The organism is Roseofilum acuticapitatum BLCC-M154 (genome assembly GCF_030068475.1).
Taxonomy (GTDB): Bacteria; Cyanobacteriota; Cyanobacteriia; order Cyanobacteriales; family Desertifilaceae; genus Roseofilum; species Roseofilum acuticapitatum.
Map to the genome: position 1 here is coordinate 1 of NZ_JAQOSP010000109.1, position 19,438 is coordinate 19,438.

General features: G+C 47.0%; 20 protein-coding genes. 5 read left to right on the forward strand and 15 right to left on the reverse strand.

Annotated features, from left to right (window positions below; translation table 11 throughout):
• Window positions 1–871, forward strand: an 871-nt coding sequence (locus tag PMG71_RS17225) for an Rpn family recombination-promoting nuclease/putative transposase (protein ID WP_283754945.1), incomplete at its 5' end; no start/stop codon positions are given.
• A gap of 1 nt (window position 872) precedes the next feature.
• On the opposite strand, the gene PMG71_RS17230 is transcribed toward PMG71_RS17225, so the two are convergent.
• On the reverse strand, window positions 873–2,348 hold the full coding sequence (locus PMG71_RS17230; RefSeq protein WP_283754946.1) for a CoA-acylating methylmalonate-semialdehyde dehydrogenase: 1,476 nt from the start codon (window positions 2,346–2,348) through the stop codon (window positions 873–875).
• Window positions 2,349–2,714: 366 nt separating this feature from the next.
• Between PMG71_RS17230 and PMG71_RS17235 the strand changes: the two genes are divergently transcribed.
• Window positions 2,715–3,563, forward strand: a complete 849-nt coding sequence (locus PMG71_RS17235; RefSeq protein ID WP_283754947.1) for a DUF4114 domain-containing protein — start codon at window positions 2,715–2,717, stop codon at window positions 3,561–3,563.
• A gap of 450 nt (window positions 3,564–4,013) precedes the next feature.
• Here the strand turns inward: PMG71_RS17235 and crtB are convergent, their stop codons facing one another.
• The 5 genes from crtB to PMG71_RS17260 all read right to left on the reverse strand — a co-directional run bounded on the left by crtB (window position 4,014) and on the right by PMG71_RS17260 (window position 9,066).
• Window positions 4,014–4,937: a 15-cis-phytoene synthase CrtB gene (gene crtB / locus PMG71_RS17240; protein ID WP_283754948.1), complete on the reverse strand. Its 924-nt coding sequence runs from the start codon at window positions 4,935–4,937 to the stop codon at window positions 4,014–4,016.
• Between the two features lie 30 nt (window positions 4,938–4,967).
• Window positions 4,968–6,392, reverse strand: a complete 1,425-nt coding sequence (gene pds, locus PMG71_RS17245) for a 15-cis-phytoene desaturase (protein WP_283754949.1) — start codon at window positions 6,390–6,392, stop codon at window positions 4,968–4,970.
• 453 nt (window positions 6,393–6,845) lie between these two features.
• Window positions 6,846–7,739 carry an alpha/beta fold hydrolase gene (locus PMG71_RS17250; protein WP_283754950.1) on the reverse strand — a complete coding sequence of 298 codons (894 nt, stop codon included), beginning with the start codon at window positions 7,737–7,739 and terminating at the stop codon, window positions 6,846–6,848.
• Window positions 7,740–7,819: 80 nt separating this feature from the next.
• The gene (locus PMG71_RS17255) at window positions 7,820–8,728 is read right to left on the reverse strand and encodes an ATP adenylyltransferase family protein (protein WP_283754951.1); all 909 of its coding nucleotides are present in this window, start codon (window positions 8,726–8,728) and stop codon (window positions 7,820–7,822) included.
• Between the two features lie 59 nt (window positions 8,729–8,787).
• The gene (locus PMG71_RS17260) at window positions 8,788–9,066 is read right to left on the reverse strand and encodes a DUF1830 domain-containing protein (RefSeq protein ID WP_283754952.1); all 279 of its coding nucleotides are present in this window, start codon (window positions 9,064–9,066) and stop codon (window positions 8,788–8,790) included.
• A 346-nt stretch (window positions 9,067–9,412) separates the two neighbouring features.
• On the opposite strand from PMG71_RS17260, the gene PMG71_RS17265 reads away from it, so the two are divergent.
• Both PMG71_RS17265 and PMG71_RS17270 read left to right on the forward strand, forming a co-directional pair.
• Window positions 9,413–10,384, forward strand: coding sequence for a protochlorophyllide reductase (locus tag PMG71_RS17265; protein WP_283754953.1), 972 nt, complete (start codon window positions 9,413–9,415; stop codon window positions 10,382–10,384).
• A gap of 69 nt (window positions 10,385–10,453) precedes the next feature.
• The gene (locus PMG71_RS17270) at window positions 10,454–11,080 is read left to right on the forward strand and encodes a class I SAM-dependent methyltransferase (RefSeq protein ID WP_283754954.1); all 627 of its coding nucleotides are present in this window, start codon (window positions 10,454–10,456) and stop codon (window positions 11,078–11,080) included.
• Window positions 11,081–11,288: 208 nt separating this feature from the next.
• Here PMG71_RS17270 and PMG71_RS17275 read toward each other — a convergent pair whose 3' ends face one another.
• Window positions 11,289–12,008: a response regulator transcription factor gene (locus tag PMG71_RS17275; protein WP_283754955.1), complete on the reverse strand. Its 720-nt coding sequence runs from the start codon at window positions 12,006–12,008 to the stop codon at window positions 11,289–11,291.
• A 363-nt stretch (window positions 12,009–12,371) separates the two neighbouring features.
• Here PMG71_RS17275 and PMG71_RS17280 point away from each other — a divergent pair, with 363 nt between their 5' ends.
• On the forward strand, window positions 12,372–13,289 hold the full coding sequence (locus PMG71_RS17280; protein WP_283754956.1) for a hypothetical protein: 918 nt from the start codon (window positions 12,372–12,374) through the stop codon (window positions 13,287–13,289).
• Window positions 13,290–13,436: 147 nt separating this feature from the next.
• Here PMG71_RS17280 and PMG71_RS17285 read toward each other — a convergent pair whose 3' ends face one another.
• The 8 genes from PMG71_RS17285 to PMG71_RS17320 all read right to left on the reverse strand — a co-directional run bounded on the left by PMG71_RS17285 (window position 13,437) and on the right by PMG71_RS17320 (window position 19,427).
• Complete coding sequence (locus PMG71_RS17285) at window positions 13,437–14,690, reverse strand: adenylate/guanylate cyclase domain-containing protein (protein ID WP_283754957.1); 1,254 nt, start codon at window positions 14,688–14,690, stop codon at window positions 13,437–13,439.
• Between the two features lie 150 nt (window positions 14,691–14,840).
• Window positions 14,841–15,410, reverse strand: coding sequence for a hypothetical protein (locus PMG71_RS17290; protein ID WP_283754958.1), 570 nt, complete (start codon window positions 15,408–15,410; stop codon window positions 14,841–14,843).
• A 270-nt stretch (window positions 15,411–15,680) separates the two neighbouring features.
• Window positions 15,681–17,048: a sensor histidine kinase gene (locus PMG71_RS17295; protein ID WP_283754959.1), complete on the reverse strand. Its 1,368-nt coding sequence runs from the start codon at window positions 17,046–17,048 to the stop codon at window positions 15,681–15,683.
• Window positions 17,014–17,691, reverse strand: a complete 678-nt coding sequence (locus tag PMG71_RS17300) for a response regulator transcription factor (RefSeq protein ID WP_283754960.1) — start codon at window positions 17,689–17,691, stop codon at window positions 17,014–17,016. Before PMG71_RS17300 ends, PMG71_RS17295 begins: the two co-directional genes overlap by 35 nt.
• 6 nt (window positions 17,692–17,697) lie before the next feature.
• On the reverse strand, window positions 17,698–18,033 hold the full coding sequence (locus PMG71_RS17305; protein ID WP_283754961.1) for a XisI protein: 336 nt from the start codon (window positions 18,031–18,033) through the stop codon (window positions 17,698–17,700).
• On the reverse strand, window positions 18,021–18,494 hold the full coding sequence (locus PMG71_RS17310) for a XisH family protein (protein WP_283754962.1): 474 nt from the start codon (window positions 18,492–18,494) through the stop codon (window positions 18,021–18,023). Before PMG71_RS17310 ends, PMG71_RS17305 begins: the two co-directional genes overlap by 13 nt.
• Window positions 18,460–18,795: a XisI protein gene (locus PMG71_RS17315; RefSeq protein WP_283754963.1), complete on the reverse strand. Its 336-nt coding sequence runs from the start codon at window positions 18,793–18,795 to the stop codon at window positions 18,460–18,462. The genes PMG71_RS17310 and PMG71_RS17315 overlap by 35 nt, the downstream gene beginning before the upstream one ends.
• Before the next feature lie 38 nt (window positions 18,796–18,833).
• A complete protein-coding gene (locus tag PMG71_RS17320; RefSeq protein ID WP_283754964.1) occupies window positions 18,834–19,427 on the reverse strand; it encodes a lipase family alpha/beta hydrolase in 594 nt (197 codons plus the stop codon).
• Window positions 19,428–19,438 lie beyond the last annotated feature (11 nt).

The following is a 19,438-nucleotide window of genomic DNA, read 5'->3' on the forward strand; positions in this document are numbered from 1 at the left end:
CTATCTGGATGTGAAAGCAGTCTTAGGTAACGGTACAACCGTCCTGATTGAGATGCAAGTGCTAAATGTACCTGCTTTCAAAAAGCGAGTGTTGTACAACTGGGCAAAAACCTATGGCAATCAACTGAGCATGGGAAAACCTTATGTGGGACTGCAACCGGTTATCGCTCTAACGATTGTCGATTTTCCCCTCTTTCCCAAGGCAGAATCGACCATTATTACCCACTTTCGCTTAAAAGAGAAAACGCTCTCGTTTGAGTATCCCGACGAACAAATAGAACTGATCTTTGTGGAGTTGCGGAAATTCAATAAATCCCTGGAAGAACTCGAAACACTCACAGAAAAGTGGATTTACTTCATGAAAGAAGCCCCCAATCTAGAGATGATTCCTAGTTCTCTAGAAGAAGTGCCAGAAATCGGCAAAGCCTTGGGAATAGCCAATCGAGCCAATTTGAGTCCCAAGGAAGCAGAAGAGCTAGAGAGAAAGGAACGGTGGATACTCGACCAGGAAGGTTATGTGACGCAAGCAAGGATAGACGGATTAGAACAAGGACGCGAGGAAGGACGCGAGGAAGGACGACAAGAAGGACGACAAGAAGGACGACAAGAGGGACGACAAGAGGGACGACAAGAGGGACGACAAGAGGGACGACAAGAGGGACGACAAGAGGGACGACAAGAGGGGCAACTTCAGCTAATTTTGAGATTAGTACAACAGCGCTTTGGAGCGATCGCCCCTACTGTGCAAACTCAGATAGAAGCTTTGTCGGGTTCTCAATTAGAGTTACTCGGTGCTGCTCTTTTTGATTGCCAAAGTATGGAGGATGTATCCCATTGGTTAGAGGAACATAGCGGTAGGGATGAGCCATGATCTAGAATTGCCGCGACCAGGTTTTGGGCCAGCGTTCAATGACGACTTTGGTTTGCGTGAAAAATTCGACAGCATGACGACCTTGACCGTGCAAGTCACCAAAAAAGCTCTCTTTCCAACCACTGAAGGGGAAAAAGGCCATGGGTGCGGCAACTCCGATGTTAATGCCGATATTTCCCGCTTCGACTTCATAGCGGAATTTACGGGCGGAACCGCCACTACTGGTAAATAAACAGGCCATGTTTCCCCAGGGACTTTGGTTGATTAAAGAGATCGCCTCGTCTAAGCTGTCCACATGCATTAAACCGAGAACGGGGCCGAAAATCTCTGTACCGGCGATCGCACTCCCAGCATTTACCCCATCTAAAATGGTCGGCCGCACAAAGTAACCCTTCTCGTAACCGGGAATGCTCGGATTTCTGCCATCTATGAGCAGTTCAGCGCCTTCCTGAGTGCCGCGATCGATGATTCCGTGAATTCTCTGTTGACTATTTTGGGTAATTACGGGCCCCATCTGAATGCCCTCATCCAGACCAAATCCCACCTTGCGCTCCGTGGCAGTAGTGGCGATCGCCTCCCGAAAATTATCTCGCACCGAACCCACTGTAAGGGCGATCGAAGCCGCCAAACAACGCTGTCCCGCACAGCCAAACGCACTATCAGCCACAATTCTCGTCGTCATCTCCAAATCCGCATCCGGCAACACAATAATCGGATTTTTCGCCCCACCCTGACACTGTACCCGCTTCCCCTGCTCGGCTGCTCGACTATAGATATAGCGAGCCACCGGACTCGAACCCACAAAACTAATCGCCCGAATTTGAGGATGATCCAAAATCGCGTCCACCGTCTCCTTCGCTCCATGGACTAAATTCACCACCCCCTTCGGCAACCCCGTTTCCTCCAGCAGGTGAAACACCTTCTCCATCGTCAGGGGCACTTTCTCCGAAGGCTTCACAATATAGGTATTGCCACAAGCCAGAGCATAGGGCATAAACCAAAAAGGAATCATCGCCGGAAAATTAAACGGCGCAATCACTGCTGCCACCCCCACCGGTTGCCGAATCATGATTTCATCAATTCCTTGGGCAATATCCTCCAGGTTATAACCCTGCATCAGAGTGGGAATGCCACAAGCCACTTCCACATTCTCAATGGCTCGCTGTAACTCCCCTTTCGACTCCTTCAAGGTTTTACCACACTCAATCGTAATCGTCTCAGCCAGGCTCTCAAAGTCCCGCTCTAGCAAGCTCTTTAACTTAAACAAATACTGAATTCTCTCTTGTGGGGGAACCCTGCGCCACTCCTGTTGGGCTACACTAGCTGCTGTTGCGGCGCGATCGACCTCAGTGGCTGGAGAAACCGGAACTTGCCCCAACTCTTCCGTCGTCGCTGGATTCATCACCGGCATTGATTCCGTTGCCCCAGAAACTCGCCACTCCCCATCGATATAGTTGTGTAGAGTCCCAATCCCCATACTTATCGCTCCTGTTCTTACGGTTTAGCTTCCCATTCCTCGACTCAATTATAGGATTTTACGCAAACTCTCCAGAGAAATTATAATTTGACTCCCGACAAACCGTTACATTTCTTCAATGTCTGTGAAAATAAGGAGCTATTTTTGGGATCTAGGGGGTCAACTTCACAGAATCTTTAAATTTGTGGTTTCTAATTTAAAGGTTCCGTGAATTCTGTGAAAAACTCTAGGCGATCTTCCGGGGGATTGTCTACGATGGGAATTGTCAACGAGGAAAGGAAATCGCGATCTCGTAAGATCCCTTTCAGTATCGCATCCTTGCTACTAGCTCTTACTTACATTACCCTTATTTAAGGAGAACCCTAAATGAAATCTCTAAATGTATCCCCCCAACGTCTCTTTGCTACTACTACTTTAACTGCAATAACCCTAGGCATAGCTGGCTTAACCGGTGGAAGTGCCCAAGCTTTCGTAAACTTTGGTTCTACTTGGGATAATCCTAGCAAGTGTGCTGATGCTGGGACAGTATCTGTTCCTACTACTTGTTCTCTACAAGATCTCTTCGATAGTCAGACCGTAAGTGGTGGAATTGACGCTGTTGCTGACCAAACGGGCTACGAATGGTTTACCAATACCGCTACTGGAAATGCTACTGGCACTTTCATGTTTGAGGTTGCTGGTTTTGCTCCTCACAACGAATTCGGGATTTACAACAAGGCGGGTTCTAAGATTAGCTTGTTTGGTGGAATAAATGATGCGGGTGATACAGTCACTGTCAACTTCCTCAGTGAAGGCAAGGTGAGTCGAACCACTCAGCAGTTGGAACCCGGCCCTATCAATGCTCCTGTATGGAATATGTTTGAAGACTTTGGTAACGAATTCGGTTTCTACCTAACCAACAAGAATGGCGAAACCTTCTACTCTCAAAGCAGCAAAAATAACGGCGGTTATCAGCAAGCTGTTGTATATCAGGGTGATGATGAAACGGTCATGGAGTTGCCAGGAAGAGCAGAAGGAACCTTTACTGATAATGAGTTTATCATTGCCTTTGAAGATCTGTGGCGTGGAGGAAGTTCGGACTCTGACTTTAATGATTTAGTCGTGATGATGGAATCCATTGAACCGGCTGATGTTCCTGAACCTTCTATGCTGCTTGGCTTGGGTGTTTTAGGTGCGAGTTTCTGGTCTGTTCGTCGTCGTCGCTCTCGCTCTTAATTGCTACGGTCATTGCCAATAATTTCTGGATTAGAGGATTTCATCCAGATACCCTGTAGGGGCGAACGGTCGTTCGCCCCTACAAATTGTTTAAATGGTTTGTTGTACAGACCACTAATTTTTGATTTAGCAGGTAGCGGGTAATATAGCGCTTTCCGCTTCGCGGACATGAACGCGCTAGGGAATAGGGAATAGGGAATAGGGAATAGGGTTGTGGTACATGGCTTTGAGCCTTTAAGACTGTACACCATAACACGCGAAGTGCTGTATCATGTCCGGTTAAACAGTTGTCATTGCGATCGCAGGGAAGCATTCCCCAAGATTAGCGAGATGATCGAGATTGCTTCATTTCGCTGGCGCGACCTTCGCAATGACATATCATAATTGATTATTCAGATTTGAAATGACTAAACAAGTCGGTAGTGCCGTGACAACCCTAAAAGGGTACGATCAGAAAATTTGCGATCGCATATAAGCCACCGGCAAACTCACCAATTTCTTCGGCAAAGACACATAAGCACGCTTCGTAAACACATCATAATCATTGCGCTCGATCGCCCCTAAAATCTGTTGATAGAGCATCAGCGCTGACCAAACCGGCCATCGAGCATCCCGAATCAGATAGCGTACACCCCCCTCCGCTTGTTTATAAAACTTCCGCGCTCGTTGAATTTGGAAGCGCATAAAGTTGCGCCAGCGATCGTCAATAACCCCATTGAGTAAATCTTCTTCCGTATAGTCAAACAGGGCCAACTCTTCCAACGGTAAATAAATTCTGCCCCGCTCAATATCTTCCCCCACATCCCGGAGAATATTGGTTAACTGATTGGCAATACCCAGGGCAACCGCCTCATCAATGGGCACATAGGGCTGATTATGCCAAGGGGCAATAGAACCGGACTCATCTACCCCCATCACGGATGTAGACATTAACCCCACGGTTCCCGCGACTCGGTAACAGTACAAATATAGATCCTCGAAGGTTTGATACCGATTCTGGAATAAATCCATCCGTTGCCCGGCAATCATATCTCGGAAAGGCTGAATATCGAGGGCAAACTGTTCTAGGGTATCCACTAGGGCCACTTCCTCATCCGTGAGAGCATGACCCTTAAACACCTCTTCTAGGCGCTCTTCCCAATCATCAAGAGTGGCTGGGGTGGTAATTTCACTTTCCTTGCCATCGACTAATTCATCGGTGTGGCGACACCAAGCATAAATGGCCCAGATGGCGCGGCGCTTGGCTTCTGGCATCAATAGGGTTCCTAAATAGAAGGTTTTGGCATAGGTTGCCGTAATTTGACGACAGAGTTCATAGGATTCTTCTAGGGAGACAAGCGGTCTCATGCGAGCAGGCTTCGGTAATTGCAGCATGGGTTACAGAGAGATTCGGCGGTGGGGGACTTAGAGTGTAGACTCAGATTTAGCCGGGGACTTTATTGGAGTTTCTCCTAATTCCTGACTTCTGACAATAGCTTGGGCGGTTAATTTACCGGATAAGACCGCTCCTTCCATGCTGGCTAGGTAGCGCTGCATGGTGTAATCTCCGGTGAGATAGAAGTTGGGAATGGGGGTTTCCTGGGAGGGGCGGTGGTTTTGCCGTCCGGGGGTGGCTTTGTAGACGGAGCGGGGGGTTTTGACCACGTGGGACTTAAGCAGTTTTGTGGGGTTGTCCCCGGTAAAGTGTTGGGGAAAGAGGGTTTTGAGTTCGGCTAAGGTGGCGGCGATGATTTCTTCATCGGATTTAGAAATCCAGTCTTTTGCCGGTGCAAGCACCAATTCGAGCATGGAGCGGTTGGGGTTAGCGTACTCTTTGCAGGTGTTGCTCATGTCTGCGTAGACGCTCAGGAGGGGAGAGCGGGAGAAGAGTAGGTGGTCTATGTCGGTGAGTTTGCGGTCAAACCACAGATGGAGGTTGATCACCGGAACCCCTTCTAAACCTTGGAGTTGCTGGAAGTAGGGCATGGCTCGCCAGGGTTGGGGGAGGATGGTTTTTAGGGGGTCTACGGGCATGGCGGAGACGTAGATATCGGCGGTGAGGACTTCATCGGGTTGGCCATCCATTCCTCGCAGTAAAAAGCCGCCTACGCTGTAGTCATCTTTGAGGAGGAATTGTTTGACGGGGGCGTTGAGTCGGACTTGGCCGCCGCGATCGCCAATATAATCGACTAAAGGCTGGCATAGTCGTTCTGTGGGCGACCCATCCAGAAAGGCCATTTTCGAGCCGTTTTTCTCCTGGAGAAATCGATTCAGAGCCGTGAGGATAATGGTGGCGGAGATTTCATCCGGGTTGATGAAGTTCAACGCTTTGGACATAGCGATGAACACTTCGGTTTCGATGCGAGGGGGGACGTTCTGTTTTTTGAGCCATTCGCTGAAGGAATATTGATCCATTTCCTCCACGTAGCTCTGTCCCTTGAGAATAGCTGGAAGTAGTCCAATACCAAACTGGATTTTTTCGCCCCAGGTGAGCATGTCGTTGTTGCGGAGAATGGCAATCAGGCCATTTATGGGGGCGGGTAGGTCAGGAAAGTCAAACCGGGAGTAGGTTCCGGGTTTTTCGGGCTGGTTGAAGATCATCGTGTGCTGTTTCCATTGCAGCCGGTCTTCGATGTCCAGCTCTTTGAACAATTGCAGCATATTGGGATAGGCCCCAAAAAAGATGTGCAACCCGGTTTCATACCAGTCTCCGTCTTCATCTTTCCAGGCGGCGACTTTTCCCCCTAGGACATCCCGACGCTCTAGGATAATGGGGGTGTGACCCGCATCAGTGAGGTATTTGGCGCAGGAGAGTCCTGCTAATCCAGCTCCAGCGATCGCAACTCGCATTTAGTTTTTTTCCGCTCTGTAACATTTCTTATTATTCTACACCAGTCTGCCCAGAGTGCTTACTTTTTTGATCGAAGATCCCAAAGAATATTGAGGGATAACCCCACAGCATTGAATCTACGAGTTGGAAATGCCCTTTCTTTTTCATGTCCGCAGGAATATCCCTCTCCCGTGGGAGAGGGATATCAAGTCCGGTTTCCGCAAGCGGACATGAAAATTTGTTAAGAAGCGGGCAAGATGCCCGCACTCCTCGAATTCTTTGATATGACTGGAGTGGGAGCATCTTGCTCCCTGGATTTTTAATTAGGGTATTTCCACTTCGCGGACATGAATAAGCGAACTTGATATGACTTATGCTCCCCTTCTCCTGCGGGAGAAGGGGCTGGGGGATGAGGTTTTTTAAGAAGCAAACGGTTTTACTATTACCCCTTACCCCTTACCGCGCACAATGCCTTAAGTCCGCAGTTGTTTCCAGAGTTGGCGAATTAAACCAATGGTTAATCCGGGCATTTCTAATTGGGGGGTAAGTCCCACGTTTTCTAGAGTCATAAACCGTTTCACATATTCGGGATTTAAACCCGCGAGCCGTTGACCGATTTCGGGGCCGGTAAATTGGGATTTTTTGCCCCAAAGGATGGCGGTTGGGGTGGTTAAACGGGGCATATATTTGGCTAAATCAAAGCATAAATCACCCCGAACAAAGGAGAGTGCGGCATATTCTGCTTTTTCCTGTGTGGCTGATTCTAGATAGGCTTCAATGATTTCTGAGTAGATGCGACTGCTTTGGGCAAATTGGCGAGCTTGGAGAAAGGAGGCAATTCCGTTTTCGGTGGCGATCGCACTGCTATAAACGAATTTATCCAAAATCGGAAACTTAATCAACTGGGCAAATAAACTGGCGCTATAATCTTGGCCAAAATCCGATAATCCTGCGGGAGTGGTTAAAATTAAAGACTGGAAGAGCTGGGGATGGTCAATGGCTACTCGAATGACGAAGGCTGCGGTTAAAGAGGAGGCAATTACGGTGCAGGGTTCTCCATCACCCGTGAGTTCTAAAAATTCCCGAATGGTCGTCAGATAATCTTCAATGGTATAGTTGCGCTCTGGATGGTCGGAACGACCCCAACCGATCAAGTCGGGAGCGAGGGTATAATATTCGGCAGCAAATGCGGGATAGACCTGAGACCATTCATAGGCTGATGACCCTCCCCCAAACCCATGTAAAAAGACTAATTTGGGCTGTAGCTTCACCTGAGAACCCCAAAAGGACTCGCTGGGGTGGTAGTAGACCATACGGCCTAAGCTGGTCACCACGGAGTTTTGTTCAAAACCGGGAGGGATAATCATGTATGTTTTGTTCTGTTATCGGTGATTACGCTCCCATTTTAATCAATTTTCGGCGATCGCCATTCCTGCTTGTCTTTTTATCACCCTGATACTTGCTGTAATAGATTCATCAGTCCCAGGGTTTTCAGTTCTGATAATTGTTGCGGATCTCGAACTAATAAGGCTCCAGCAAAGCCAAGGGAATTAACTGAAATGGAGTGCCAAGAGTCCTGGGAGCGGGGAATAATCATCATCCATCGACGGGTGATGAGTAAATTATAGGCTCCGGTTTGCTGAGTTCCTGGGTCGTCTTGTTTTAAGCATCCGACCTGCCGCAGGAGCTGATGGTAGTGGTTGAGGCTGACCTGAGCGGCGTTTTCTAGGCTGTTTACGATCTGAGGGTCAAAAAAGCTAATGGCATGGGGAAAGGGCAGTTTATGGCTCTGATAGGGGTTGCTCTGAGGTGATTTGGGGTCAAATACTGTCTCGATGGGGATGGCAATGCCTTGGGGAATGAGGGGGAGGGGAACGAGTTGGAAATGTTTGTGGGGTTGACTGGCTCCGGCAAGGGTTCCACCATTGTAAAATCCGAGTCCGTCAATTTCGGCTAGGGCAAACCACAAGGCTTGAAAGTCAGCCAGGGTGAGCCAGTTTTCTTGGGGTTCAAAGTCGCGGGTGACGATGAGGATATGGCGATTGACGACGTTGTATTTGTTGAGCAGACAGATGTGGGTGGGGGAGATGTTGCTGACGAAGAGGCGGCGATCGCAGGGTAGAAAGGGATTAACCGGTTTGCTCGACTCTGAAGCCTCCTGTTGTTTGCGTTTTTGGGCTTCTTTACGGTCTAGATTTGCAATGATTCTCACGAGAAAAGGTATCCCCTGGTCTTCGATAATTTCGTAGTCGGTGAGAATGGGATGTAGGGCCCCGCAGTTTAAGGCATACTCGGTTTGTTCGCTAATGCGATCGCTTAATGTACCAGGGGTGAATAGGGGTAAATTCGCTTGCATCCGGAGTTGAGGGCCCTTAGTGTTTTCCTCGGCCTATGATAAGGCTTTTGGAGTTAGATTTAAATGGGGAGAGGTTCCGGTTCGCTGATGCAGAGGCGATCGCACAGGATCTTGGTGACTAACTTCACTTCTTCTGGTTCATCCCCTTGATAAATTTCCAGATGGGCGGATGGAGGAGCTTCAAATAAGAGATATTCTTGGGGGAATACTACCCGTTCAAAATACCAATGAGGAATGTTGGCAATCCGGGCAATTTGAATCGATTCACTATTATTTCTATAGCTACAGACGAGGCGCTCAGAATCAATTTTAGACAAGGCATCAAGAATTTGGCTCATATTAAGAGGAGATTAATCAAGTTTTAACTAAACAGTGGTTGGCTCTGAGACTGGGTTCAGAGTCGGGTGGCATCCCAAAAATTACTAGCTCTATTATAGTATAGCGAGTTTTTTGGAATCCAGTTAATTATGGAAAAACTACATAATAAACATGCGAATTGAGGGAATTTTCGTTGGGTAATTTGATAGACTGAAAAAATATGAGGTTCAGATTTTAATCTTTAATCTGAGGATTTTCAATCGCCCATTACGGATTCGGGCAGTTGCGATCGCCCCCTTTTGCCCATATGCTAATAAGTCTAGACCGAATCTCACACACTTGGGTCAATCGAGTTTAATCAATCATATGGGACAAAAACGTAACTTAACTGCAATCATCACAGGCGCATCCTCTGGAGTCGGCTTATACGCAACTAAAGCCCTGGCTCAACGAGAGAACTGGCATGTTATCATGGCTTGCCGCAATTTAGAGAAGGCAGAAGCTGCTGCTAGGGAACTGGAGATTCCCAAGGATGCTTATACCGTTATGCACTTAGATCTAGCCAGTCTAGAGAGTGTGCGCCAGTTTGTCAATACTTTCCACCAGAGCAAACGCGCTCTAGATGTGCTGTTGTGTAATGCGGCAGTGTATCTACCGTTACTCAAAGAACCCCAGCGATCGCCAGATGGCTATGAGATCAGTGTCGCGACTAACCATCTCGGTCATTTTCTCCTGTGCAACCTGCTCCTAGACGATCTGATTCAGTCTAAATTCTCCAATCGTCGCCTGATTATCCTAGGAACAGTTACAGCAAATACGAAAGAGTTAGGGGGTAAAATTCCTATTCCTGCTCCTCCCGATTTAGGGGATATGCAAGGATTAGAGCAAGGATTTAAAGCCCCAATTTCCATGATTGATGGTAAGAAATTTAAGTCAGGTAAAGCTTACAAAGATAGTAAACTTTGTAATATGCTCATTACCCGCGAACTGCATCGCCGGTATTATAAATCCACTGGAATTGTCTTCAATTCCCTCTATCCTGGATGTGTGGCAGATACGCCTTTATTCCGCAATCATTATCCCCTCTTCCGGACTATTTTCCCCCTATTCCAAAAGAATATTACGGGTGGCTATGTTTCCCAAGAGTTGGCTGGGGAACGGGTTGCTGATGTGATGGCAGAACCAGAATATCAAGAGTCTGGAGTGCATTGGAGTTGGGGAAACCGACAACAAGAGGGGCGCAAAGCTTTCGCCCAAGAACTTTCAGCCGAAGGAAGTGATATGGAAAAAGCACAACGTCTATGGGAGTTGAGTGAAAAGTTAGTCGGACTTTCTTAATCGGATTTCCTCATGTTCTATCCCTTCTCCCCTGGGAGAAGGGGAAAATTGATTCAGATCATTAATACTATGGCAACGTTTTTAAGAGATTTAAGTTATCAATATCAGTGGTTATATGATTCTATTTCGCGGGTGTCTGCTCTTGCGGTGGGGGGAGAATACCGATTTCGTCGCTTGGCTCTACAAGGTTTAAAGATCAATTCAGATACGGAAATTTTAGATCTCTGTTGTGGGAGTGGCCAAGCGACACAAGTTTTAGTGACGTATTCGCAGAAGGTGACGGGGTTAGATGCGTCTCCCCTTTCTCTGGAACGAGCGCAACGGAATGTTCCGCAGGCGAAGTTTGTGGAAGGGTTTGCGGAAAAGATGCCTTTGGATAATGGGAGTTTCGATCTGGTGCATACGAGTGCTGCATTGCATGAAATGTCCCCAGAGCAGCTTAAGGAGATCTTGCGGGAAGCTTATCGGGTGTTGAAACCGGGGGGAGTTTTGGCGATCGCCGATTTCCATCCTCCCACCAACCCCATCTTTATCCCCGGATTATATCTGTTCCTGTTCCTGTTTGAAACGGAAACGGCCTGGCAATTATTACAAACCGACTTAAGACAAACCTTACAGGCGATCGGGTTTCAGGTAGAACCCCCCACCCTCTACGGAGGGGGAAGTCTGCAAGTTTTGCAAGCGTATAAACCTTAATGGGTAATAGGATGGGTTCTTGCCCCATGCCATATCGTAGTGCCGTGACCGCGCTAAAATGGTGGGTTACGGCGTATTGATAGATGGCTGTCACAGTCTAGGTTTTAGCCGCCTAACCCACCCTACACTAATGCCCTATTTTAGCTGTGTCACGGCAGTAGGATGCGTTAGCGACAGCGTAACGCACCTACAAGAGGTTGATCGAAGGCTAAGAGGCTTCTGATTTAGTCGAAGGTAACTCTAGACAATAACCCGCCCCATAAACGGTTTTGATATAACGCGGATGGCGAGGATCGGGTTCTAATTTGGTTCTCAGATGGCGAACGTGAACCCGAATGGTTTCGATATCATCATCGGGATCGTATCCCCAAACCTCCTTGAGAATTTCGCTCGGAGAAACGGTTTGGCCATGGCGTTGCAGAAGACAGTGGAGTAATTCAAACTCCAAATGGGTGAGTTTCACGGTGGAGTCAAACCAAATGACTTCAAAACGCTCTGGAATGAGCGTTAGGGGGCCATAATTGAGAATTTCGCTGTGTTTAGCGGCTTGGGGGATGCGATCGGTGCGTCGGAGCAGGGCCCGCACCCGTGCTAACATTTCCTCAATTTCAAAGGGTTTGGTGAGATAGTCATCTGCACCAGCATTAAAGCCTTCTACTTTGTCTTGGGTTTGGCTGAGGGCCGTTAACATGAGGACAGGAATATCGGCGGTGCGATCGTCTCGACGCAGCCGTTGACAGACGGTAAAGCCATCAACTTTGGGCAACATCAAGTCTAGGACAATCATATCTGGAAGCAACTGAATAGCGAGGGCTTGGCCTTTAATGCCATCGGGTGCTTGGCTGACATCATAGCCAGCCATTTCCAGGTTGACAGCAACTAATTCTGAGATGGCGGGATCGTCATCAATGACTAATATCCGGGGCATTGCTAAGGTAGTTTTCTAAAGTGGGCGGTTGGCTCTCTGGGCGATCGAGTGAGGAGAGACAACAAAAGGGTTGGCGATCATGGAAATCTTAACTTAAGTTGTTCTATTTTTAAGTAGCACTCAGAAATCGGTGGCTATCCTAAGATTTCCTTACAGATTATACGCAATTGTGGCCATGGGTCATGGTTTATGAGCGATCGCCGCCGCCACAAGCTATAATCGGCAGTTAGGCGATCGCCCCTAAAACTTCCAGTTGGCTCAGATACTCATGACGCTGGCAGCCAGATTGGAGTATGATTTACGGCAAGTCAGGAGTGAAGCATTTTTTCCCTTGCCTATTCTTGGTTCCTTGAAAACGAGTCTATGCCAACCACAATGAAAAACAATATCTTTGATTCTCCATCAGGGTTAACGCCAAAAGGACAAAGGGTCGATCCGATGGATGATATTTTCCAACAAGCTCGCCAGGGTAGTGTTGCCGCTATCATTCAGGTCTTGAATGAAAAATTAGCTAACTCAGGGATTCGCACTAGGGCCGTTTTAGACCGAGGGATTTTGCAACTGTTGTGTGAGGGGGAAACCGAGCGTCAACTGGAACAAACTCCAGTGGTAGAGAAGGTCACCTATATTTTAGAGGAAATTGCCCCTCGTCATATTCGGCGCGTGAATATTAATAGTCGTATTGTTCGCGAACAGCAACTGTTGTGGTTGGAAGAAATTCAGCAAGATCCAGAAGGGCAACTCCTCTGGTCAGAATTAATTGTACTCAAAAAACCGGGATTCTTAACCCAATGGGTAAATAACCGTCAGGCCAATTCTCCTCGCAAGCGTAAGACTCCTCTACCGAACTATACCCCCTCTCAGTTAACACGGGAACAGCGCCAATTTCGGAGAGGGATTATTGGCGGTGCGATTTTCAGTAGTCTGCTGGTTTTAGGGGGACTAGGGGTGATGTCTTGGTGGACTACTCCCCAGGATTCTAATGGGGAGGATTTACCTGTAGCAGAAACTAACTCTCCCATAGATGCTACTGCTGCTCAAATGCCTGCGGCCGATCCCTTTGCGGACGCGGTACGCCTAGCTGAAGCTACGGCGAAGGAGGGACAGACGGCACAAACTGAGGCGCAATGGTTAGCTCTAGCGGATAAATGGCAGCAAGCGAGTGATTTGATGGCTCAAGTTTCGGCTTCGGATGACCGGTATCAGATTGCTCAAGATCGAACGATGCGCTATCAGGAGAATAGCCAAGCGGCTCAAAGGAAAGCGGAAGAATTGCGGTAATAATTTCCCAAAGTAAGGAGTTAAGGAGTGCGAGCGTCTCGCTCGCTAAGGCACATAACAGCGAGCAAGATGCTCGCTCAGGCACATAACAGCGAGCAAGATGCTCGCACTCTTAAAATATTGCCCTATTTTAGCACAGTCAAGGCACTATCCTAATCGCCAAGCGATGAGTTTCTCCGATTTCCCTTTGGCGCTAATGGGTTCACAGGGTTGTACTTTTAAGTCTTGGCTCATGGCATGATAGACGGCATCAGAAAGGGTGATTTCTCCGGCTGGGGTGGCGCTTTCTAGTCGTTTGGCAGTATTAACAACATCTCCAATAACAGTATAAGTGCGTACATCTTTACTCCCAAATAAGCCTTCGGTAACTTGACCGCAATGGACGGCACAACCTGCACCAATCTTATAGGGAGTGAGGACGGTTAAGGCGGCTTTTTGCATGGCTTTGGCGGCGGCGATGCCTTGTTCTGGGGTGGCATAAATGGCCATCACTTCATCGGCTGTAAAGGTGATTCTCAGGGGTTGATAGCGAGAGGCAGCCGGTTCAACTTGGGTATAATATTGATTGAGAACGGCGGCGACTAAATCCGGTGAGGTAGTTTCGCACCAATGGGTAAAGCCACGAATATCCATAAAGATAATCGTGCGATCGCACTTTTGAAACGCTAAAGCCTCTGGATTACTCAGAGCCGTTTCCACCACATGAGCGCCCATGCCCCATTCTGCCATATTCCCTAAAAGTTTGGCGGTCTCTTGCAGTTCTTCTCGTTGTTTGGTAATTTGTAAAGATTGCAAGCCTAAAAGCATCCCCACCAATAGCATACTGACGACCAAGAAAAGATGGGAGCTTTCTTGCCAAAAATTAGAGGTTAAGTCCCAATACAGAGGAAGTTCATAGGATTTAACTTCCACCGCCACATAGAAAGCTACCACCATGCCACTACGCACTAAGCTTTCTAAGGGAATAATCCAGGTTTCTAAATTTTTATTCTCCTGAAAACGCAGGTGTTGTAAGGTGGCAATAATTAAGGAAAAAGACCAAAAAATGATGTGAAGATAATCTCGAAAAAAGCCTAAACCGTCTGCGGGGACATCAATGATGGTGTAAATGGAAACGCCCAAAATATTGCCCCAAAACCGATGGGCTTTGGGTCGAGATAAATACCAAGTTTGTACGAACATGGCGGCAATTAGGATATATTCAGTCGGGTCGTTAATAAACTCTAACCAGCCATCTAAAATGATATCGGTTAAGATTTTAACGATCAGAAAATGCCCGCTATTGCCTAAGAGTTCACTGAGAAACCTTGTCCATGAGCTATCGTTAAGCCGTTGCCTTAAGATACTCTGAGATGGAGGATTACCTGATTTTCTGGATCTGGCTCTTCTATCCTGCGCCATGGCAGCTAACCTCTATGAATGAACCCTATTTCTTGTATACAACCGCGATCTAAAGGCGGATGTTCCGATTTTAGCCTAGGTGGATCGTAAAACGGTATAGAGGAAAAATGGGTGAATTTTAGCCAGGGGATAAAAAAGGGGAAACTTGAGCTACTCTTGGGGGCGACGTTGGCGAAAAATGCCGGTCATCTTAATGCCTGTGGCTAACATGGCAATTAATCCTAACCCGACTAAAAGCACATAAATGGGTTTACCGAAGTCGCCAAAATATTCACCTTGGTGAATGTCCATAAAAATTTCGGCTTGCTCCGAAGACATACCGAACCAGCTTTTGCCGATACGATAGAAGATGCCTGTAAAGGAACTGAGGGCTAAGGGTAGAAAGATGATGGGCGCAAATTTGCGGTGGATTTGCCGAAAGGCGGGTAGGGAACTGGAGGCTTTGGGGTTGGAAGGTTGCCAAAATCGACTCATGGTTACGCCGGTGACAATCATGCCGATTAAACCGATGCCTAGAAGCAAGACATAGATGGGTTTGAGTGCGTCGCCGAGATATTCCCCTTGATGGAAGATCATGAAAATATCGGCAGCTTCTCCAGACATGCCAAACCAACTTTTTCCTAGGCGGTAGCCGATGCCGCTTAAGGCGGAAATCATGAGGGGTAAGAATAAGATGGGGGCAACTTGACGATGAATTTTGCGAAAGGTGCGCTGATTCATGGGGTTTCGTCCTCTAATATTTGACTTATTAGCAGTTGGCTCAAGGTTTAAAGATCCCCCTAAATCCCCCTTAAAAAGGGGGACTTTTACTGCCCCCCTTTTTTTATTAAAAAGAGGGACTTTTACTGCCCCCCCTTTTTTCATTAAAAAGGAGGACTTTTACTGCCCCCCTTTTTTAAGGGGGGTTGGGGGGATCAAAATGTCCCTCGAAAGAGTGAAAACTGCTGTATTGTTCACTTTAGGGATGAAAAGTAAAAAACTCGGAAAGGGTTAGAAATTAATGGGCAGAAGGACTTGGAAACAACTGCCTAGGTTGAGTTGACTGGTGACGAGAATGTGTCCTTGATGGTGTTCGGCGATACTTTTGGCGATCGCCAAGCCTAAGCCGGAACCGCCTGCGCGACGGGTGCGGGCTTTGTCGGCTCTCCAGAGGCGATCGAAGATGAGGGGCAAGTGTTCGGGGGCAATACCGATGCCGGTATCTTGGATGGAAACTGTAATCCAGTCTTCTTGTTGCTCTAGGGAAAGGGTGATTTTTCCGCCTGGGGGGGTGTAGTTGAGGGCGTTTTCGAGGAGATTGGCAAATAGGCGCTGTAATAAAAAGGGATCTGCTTGGATGGTGACTGGGGCGATCTCATCGGCTCGGAGGATAATGTCTTTGGCTTCGGCTTGGGGTAGCCATAAGTCGATTAAGTCTTCTAAGAGTTCTTCGAGGGGCAGGTTTACCCATTGACTGGGATGGCTGCTTTTATCGGTGCGAGCGAGGATGAGGAGATCTTCGACGAGCCGTGTCATTTGCTTGAGAGCGCTGGCGATCGCCTCAAATTTCTTGACATCGGCGGGATGGATGCGCTCTGGATGGGAGAGCATGACATCGACGGAGGTTTTGATGGCAGTTAGGGGCGATCGCAATTCATGGGAAGCATCGGCGGTAAACTGTTTGAGTTGGTTAAAGCTGGCTTCAATGGGTTTGAGGGAGCGATCGGTTAACCAGATGCCTCCGACTGCCGTTAAGCTGGCGGCGATCGCCCCCCCTAAGAGCATCCCCCAACGCAACTTTACCAGCACTTCCTCCACTGCTTCTGTAGACTGACTGACGCGCACATAGCCTTCAATGTCGAGATCCTCCTCATCCTGCTCATGAGCCACCCAAGTCAGGGTACGAATTCCCCCCCTAACGGTATGTCCAGAACCCTCATTAGAACTCCGCAGAACCAGGGGTATAGGAGGAAAAATGCGCCCTTGTTTCGCCAAGAGATTCCCCCGTTCATCAAACCATTCAATGCCTTGAGCGGGTTGGCGAAAGTTTTGCCAAGGAATATCAAGATCCCCATCATTATCTAAGCGAGGGGCGATCGCCTCATAATCATCATAATCATCATAATCATCATCATCATCATCCTCCTCCTCCTCGTATCGTTCTTTCACCGCCTCTAAACCATGCACCCCAGCATCTGCCAACGTCAACAACTGATGATCCAATTGGGCATATAAACTATTCGCAAAAAACTCATAAACCGCCAGAGTTGAACTCGCCAAAATTGCCATCATCACCCCCAAATAGGAGAGCAACAACCGCCAGCGCAAACGATTAAACGGACGCTTAGATATTTTGATTGAGTCGGTATCCCAAGCCATAAACCGTTTCAATATAATTCGCAGGCGCTCCCGCAGCCTTTAATTTTTGCCGCAAAGAGCGTAAATGCACTTTTACCGTTTCTTCCCCTGGTTGTGCTTCAAAACACCAGACTTGATCTAAAATCATACTCCGACTTAAACACCGACCATGGCTGCGAAGAAATAATTCTAATAAACTATACTCTTTCGGCGTAAGTTGCAGCACTTCTCCTGCATATTCCACATTACAGGTATTGGGGTCAAGTTGCAGTTCTCCCCATTCCAGAATTGGTGGTAAGATATCAGGATTGCGGCGCAAAAGTGCCCTCACCCGCGCCATCAGTTCGGGTAAATCAAAGGGTTTCACCACATAATCATCGGCTCCCGCATCCAAACCCATCACTTTATCGGTGCTAGTATCTCTAGCGGTGAGCATGAGTACGGGAATGGTATAGCCCTTTTGTCGCAGTCGCTGACACAATTGAATGCCATCAAGTTTGGGGAGCATTACATCTAACAGAATCAGATTATACGCGGCTGATTCTATAAATGCCCAACCGAGTTCCCCATCTTCGGCAATATCGACGGTATAATGGCGATCGGTTAAGGCTTCCGCTAAGGCTTCGGCAATGCGATGATCGTCTTCTACCAATAAAATTTTCATGTTTCTCTAATTAACTGCAAACTCAGTATATTGACGAACTTCCGGGGGATGAAATCCTAGAACAATCTTTTCTTTACGAATTCCGGCGCTCAATAAATCATTCGCAATTCCATCTTCTATACCATCCCGATAAATCCAGATTTTATCTCCAATAATTTGCAGATGAACTAAACATCCATGAACTTGAATATTATCTTCCCATCCGAGAGTGATTAACAAAAAATCATTGCGATCTTCGCTGATAATTAAGCGACATTGCAAATCTCCATAAGCGTAGGGTATTTTAGTATATTCAAGCAGAGTGGATTGAATAATATCTCGATATTGAGCTAGGTTATCCATTGTCTAATTTCCTCATTTCTATCATCAAAAACCAATAATTTTACCTTATATTTTTGGACGATTAATTCGCCTATGGGTTCAGAGAAAATCGCCCGGTACGTTGTTTGACGAATTGCCAAATATAAGCTAAAATCGTTATAAGCTTCTTCTAGAACAGCCCGATAAATCAAGTATTGTCCTAAAGCTTGTTCTAAATCAGCGATCGCTGAAGGGTTCGTAAATCCTTTAATTTCGACAGCAATTTTTTGTTGGGCTTTGCGAGCAGCAATTAATTTTTTCACTCCTAAATCAACAAAAAGTTCTCGAATACCCCATTTTAGACGTAAGGGATCGTTAGTGATCTCCCAGCCGTCCTTGATCAGGGCAGTTTTTACGCGATCGTGGTAGAAGTCTTTAGCTGGCATGATTAATCGCTGATTCCCCTGTTTAATTAACTGCAAACTCAGTATATTGACGAACATGGGGGGCATGATAAGCGAGAACAATTTCTTTTGGGGGAACCCCTTTTTCAACCAATTGTTCGGCTATGGCATCTTCAGTGCCATCATGTTGTACCCAAATCTTACCGTCAATAATATCCACATGAATGGCACAGCCATAGATGCGGGTACTAGGGTTTTTCCATCCCAAGTTTACCAGTTGATAGTGGTCATTTTCGCGATCGATGATGACATGGCTTTGAATCGGATCGTTTGGCGATCTTCTAGCTCTTTTATTAAGTAATTCCTCAATCCATTGACGATAAAGTGTTAGCCTATCCATTGGTCAATAACCTCTTTTTCTGTATTATATAGTAATAGCTAAAGTTGATCCATTAGGGCTTTTTCTACCGTAATTAAGGTGCTGTTGCTACGTACCATCATCGCATGGGGAAAGACAGAGAGTTTAACATTTTTTCCTACGGGCATTATAGAGCTTTGTGCTGGCACAATGACAAAATCGTAGGGAGTCCAGAGAGAACTAAAGTTGACTTGCTCTAAGGGCTGCACATCTTGATTCAAATCGGCTAAAAACTGACTTCCTGGACGCATTTGTACACAGCCAATAAAGGGGAGTAAGTAAGCCATGTAGGTTCCATGGTGGGGGGAAGCAATGGTAATAAACCGTTGAATTTTTTCTAGTCCTCCCAAGCGCTGCACATAGTATCGACTGACTAAGCCACCCATACTCAAGCCGATTAAATCAATGGGTTGATCTGGGGCAAAGGTTTGATCGACATAGGTTTTAATTTGTTGGGCAAGTCGATCTAATCCGACAATTGAGGTATTGGGAACGACATCAAATCGATGCACGTCCCATCCGCGCTCTTTGAGGTATTTTACCATGCGGTTAAACACATAGGCTTTGCGAAAAATGCCATGAATTAAAACGACAGGGTTACGAGAATTAGTCATGGTATTTTTTT

Coding starts and splice junctions, on each gene's coding strand:
- crtB (WP_283754948.1), bottom strand. CDS start 4,937: ATGCTGCAATTACCGAAGCCTGCTCGCATGAGACCGCTTGTCTCCCTA.
- PMG71_RS17265 (WP_283754953.1), top strand. CDS start 9,413: ATGGGACAAAAACGTAACTTAACTGCAATCATCACAGGCGCATCCTCT.
- PMG71_RS17315 (WP_283754963.1), bottom strand. CDS start 18,795: ATGGATAGGCTAACACTTTATCGTCAATGGATTGAGGAATTACTTAAT.
- PMG71_RS17230 (WP_283754946.1), bottom strand. CDS start 2,348: ATGGGGATTGGGACTCTACACAACTATATCGATGGGGAGTGGCGAGTT.
- PMG71_RS17305 (WP_283754961.1), bottom strand. CDS start 18,033: ATGGATAACCTAGCTCAATATCGAGATATTATTCAATCCACTCTGCTT.
- PMG71_RS17295 (WP_283754959.1), bottom strand. CDS start 17,048: ATGGCTTGGGATACCGACTCAATCAAAATATCTAAGCGTCCGTTTAAT.
- PMG71_RS17310 (WP_283754962.1), bottom strand. CDS start 18,494: ATGTTCGTCAATATACTGAGTTTGCAGTTAATTAAACAGGGGAATCAG.
- PMG71_RS17270 (WP_283754954.1), top strand. CDS start 10,454: ATGGCAACGTTTTTAAGAGATTTAAGTTATCAATATCAGTGGTTATAT.
- PMG71_RS17290 (WP_283754958.1), bottom strand. CDS start 15,410: ATGAATCAGCGCACCTTTCGCAAAATTCATCGTCAAGTTGCCCCCATC.
- PMG71_RS17250 (WP_283754950.1), bottom strand. CDS start 7,739: ATGATTATCCCTCCCGGTTTTGAACAAAACTCCGTGGTGACCAGCTTA.
- PMG71_RS17280 (WP_283754956.1), top strand. CDS start 12,372: ATGCCAACCACAATGAAAAACAATATCTTTGATTCTCCATCAGGGTTA.
- PMG71_RS17285 (WP_283754957.1), bottom strand. CDS start 14,690: ATGGCGCAGGATAGAAGAGCCAGATCCAGAAAATCAGGTAATCCTCCA.
- PMG71_RS17320 (WP_283754964.1), bottom strand. CDS start 19,427: ATGACTAATTCTCGTAACCCTGTCGTTTTAATTCATGGCATTTTTCGC.
- PMG71_RS17275 (WP_283754955.1), bottom strand. CDS start 12,008: ATGCCCCGGATATTAGTCATTGATGACGATCCCGCCATCTCAGAATTA.
- PMG71_RS17260 (WP_283754952.1), bottom strand. CDS start 9,066: ATGAGCCAAATTCTTGATGCCTTGTCTAAAATTGATTCTGAGCGCCTC.
- PMG71_RS17300 (WP_283754960.1), bottom strand. CDS start 17,691: ATGAAAATTTTATTGGTAGAAGACGATCATCGCATTGCCGAAGCCTTA.
- pds (WP_283754949.1), bottom strand. CDS start 6,392: ATGCGAGTTGCGATCGCTGGAGCTGGATTAGCAGGACTCTCCTGCGCC.
- PMG71_RS17255 (WP_283754951.1), bottom strand. CDS start 8,728: ATGCAAGCGAATTTACCCCTATTCACCCCTGGTACATTAAGCGATCGC.
- PMG71_RS17235 (WP_283754947.1), top strand. CDS start 2,715: ATGAAATCTCTAAATGTATCCCCCCAACGTCTCTTTGCTACTACTACT.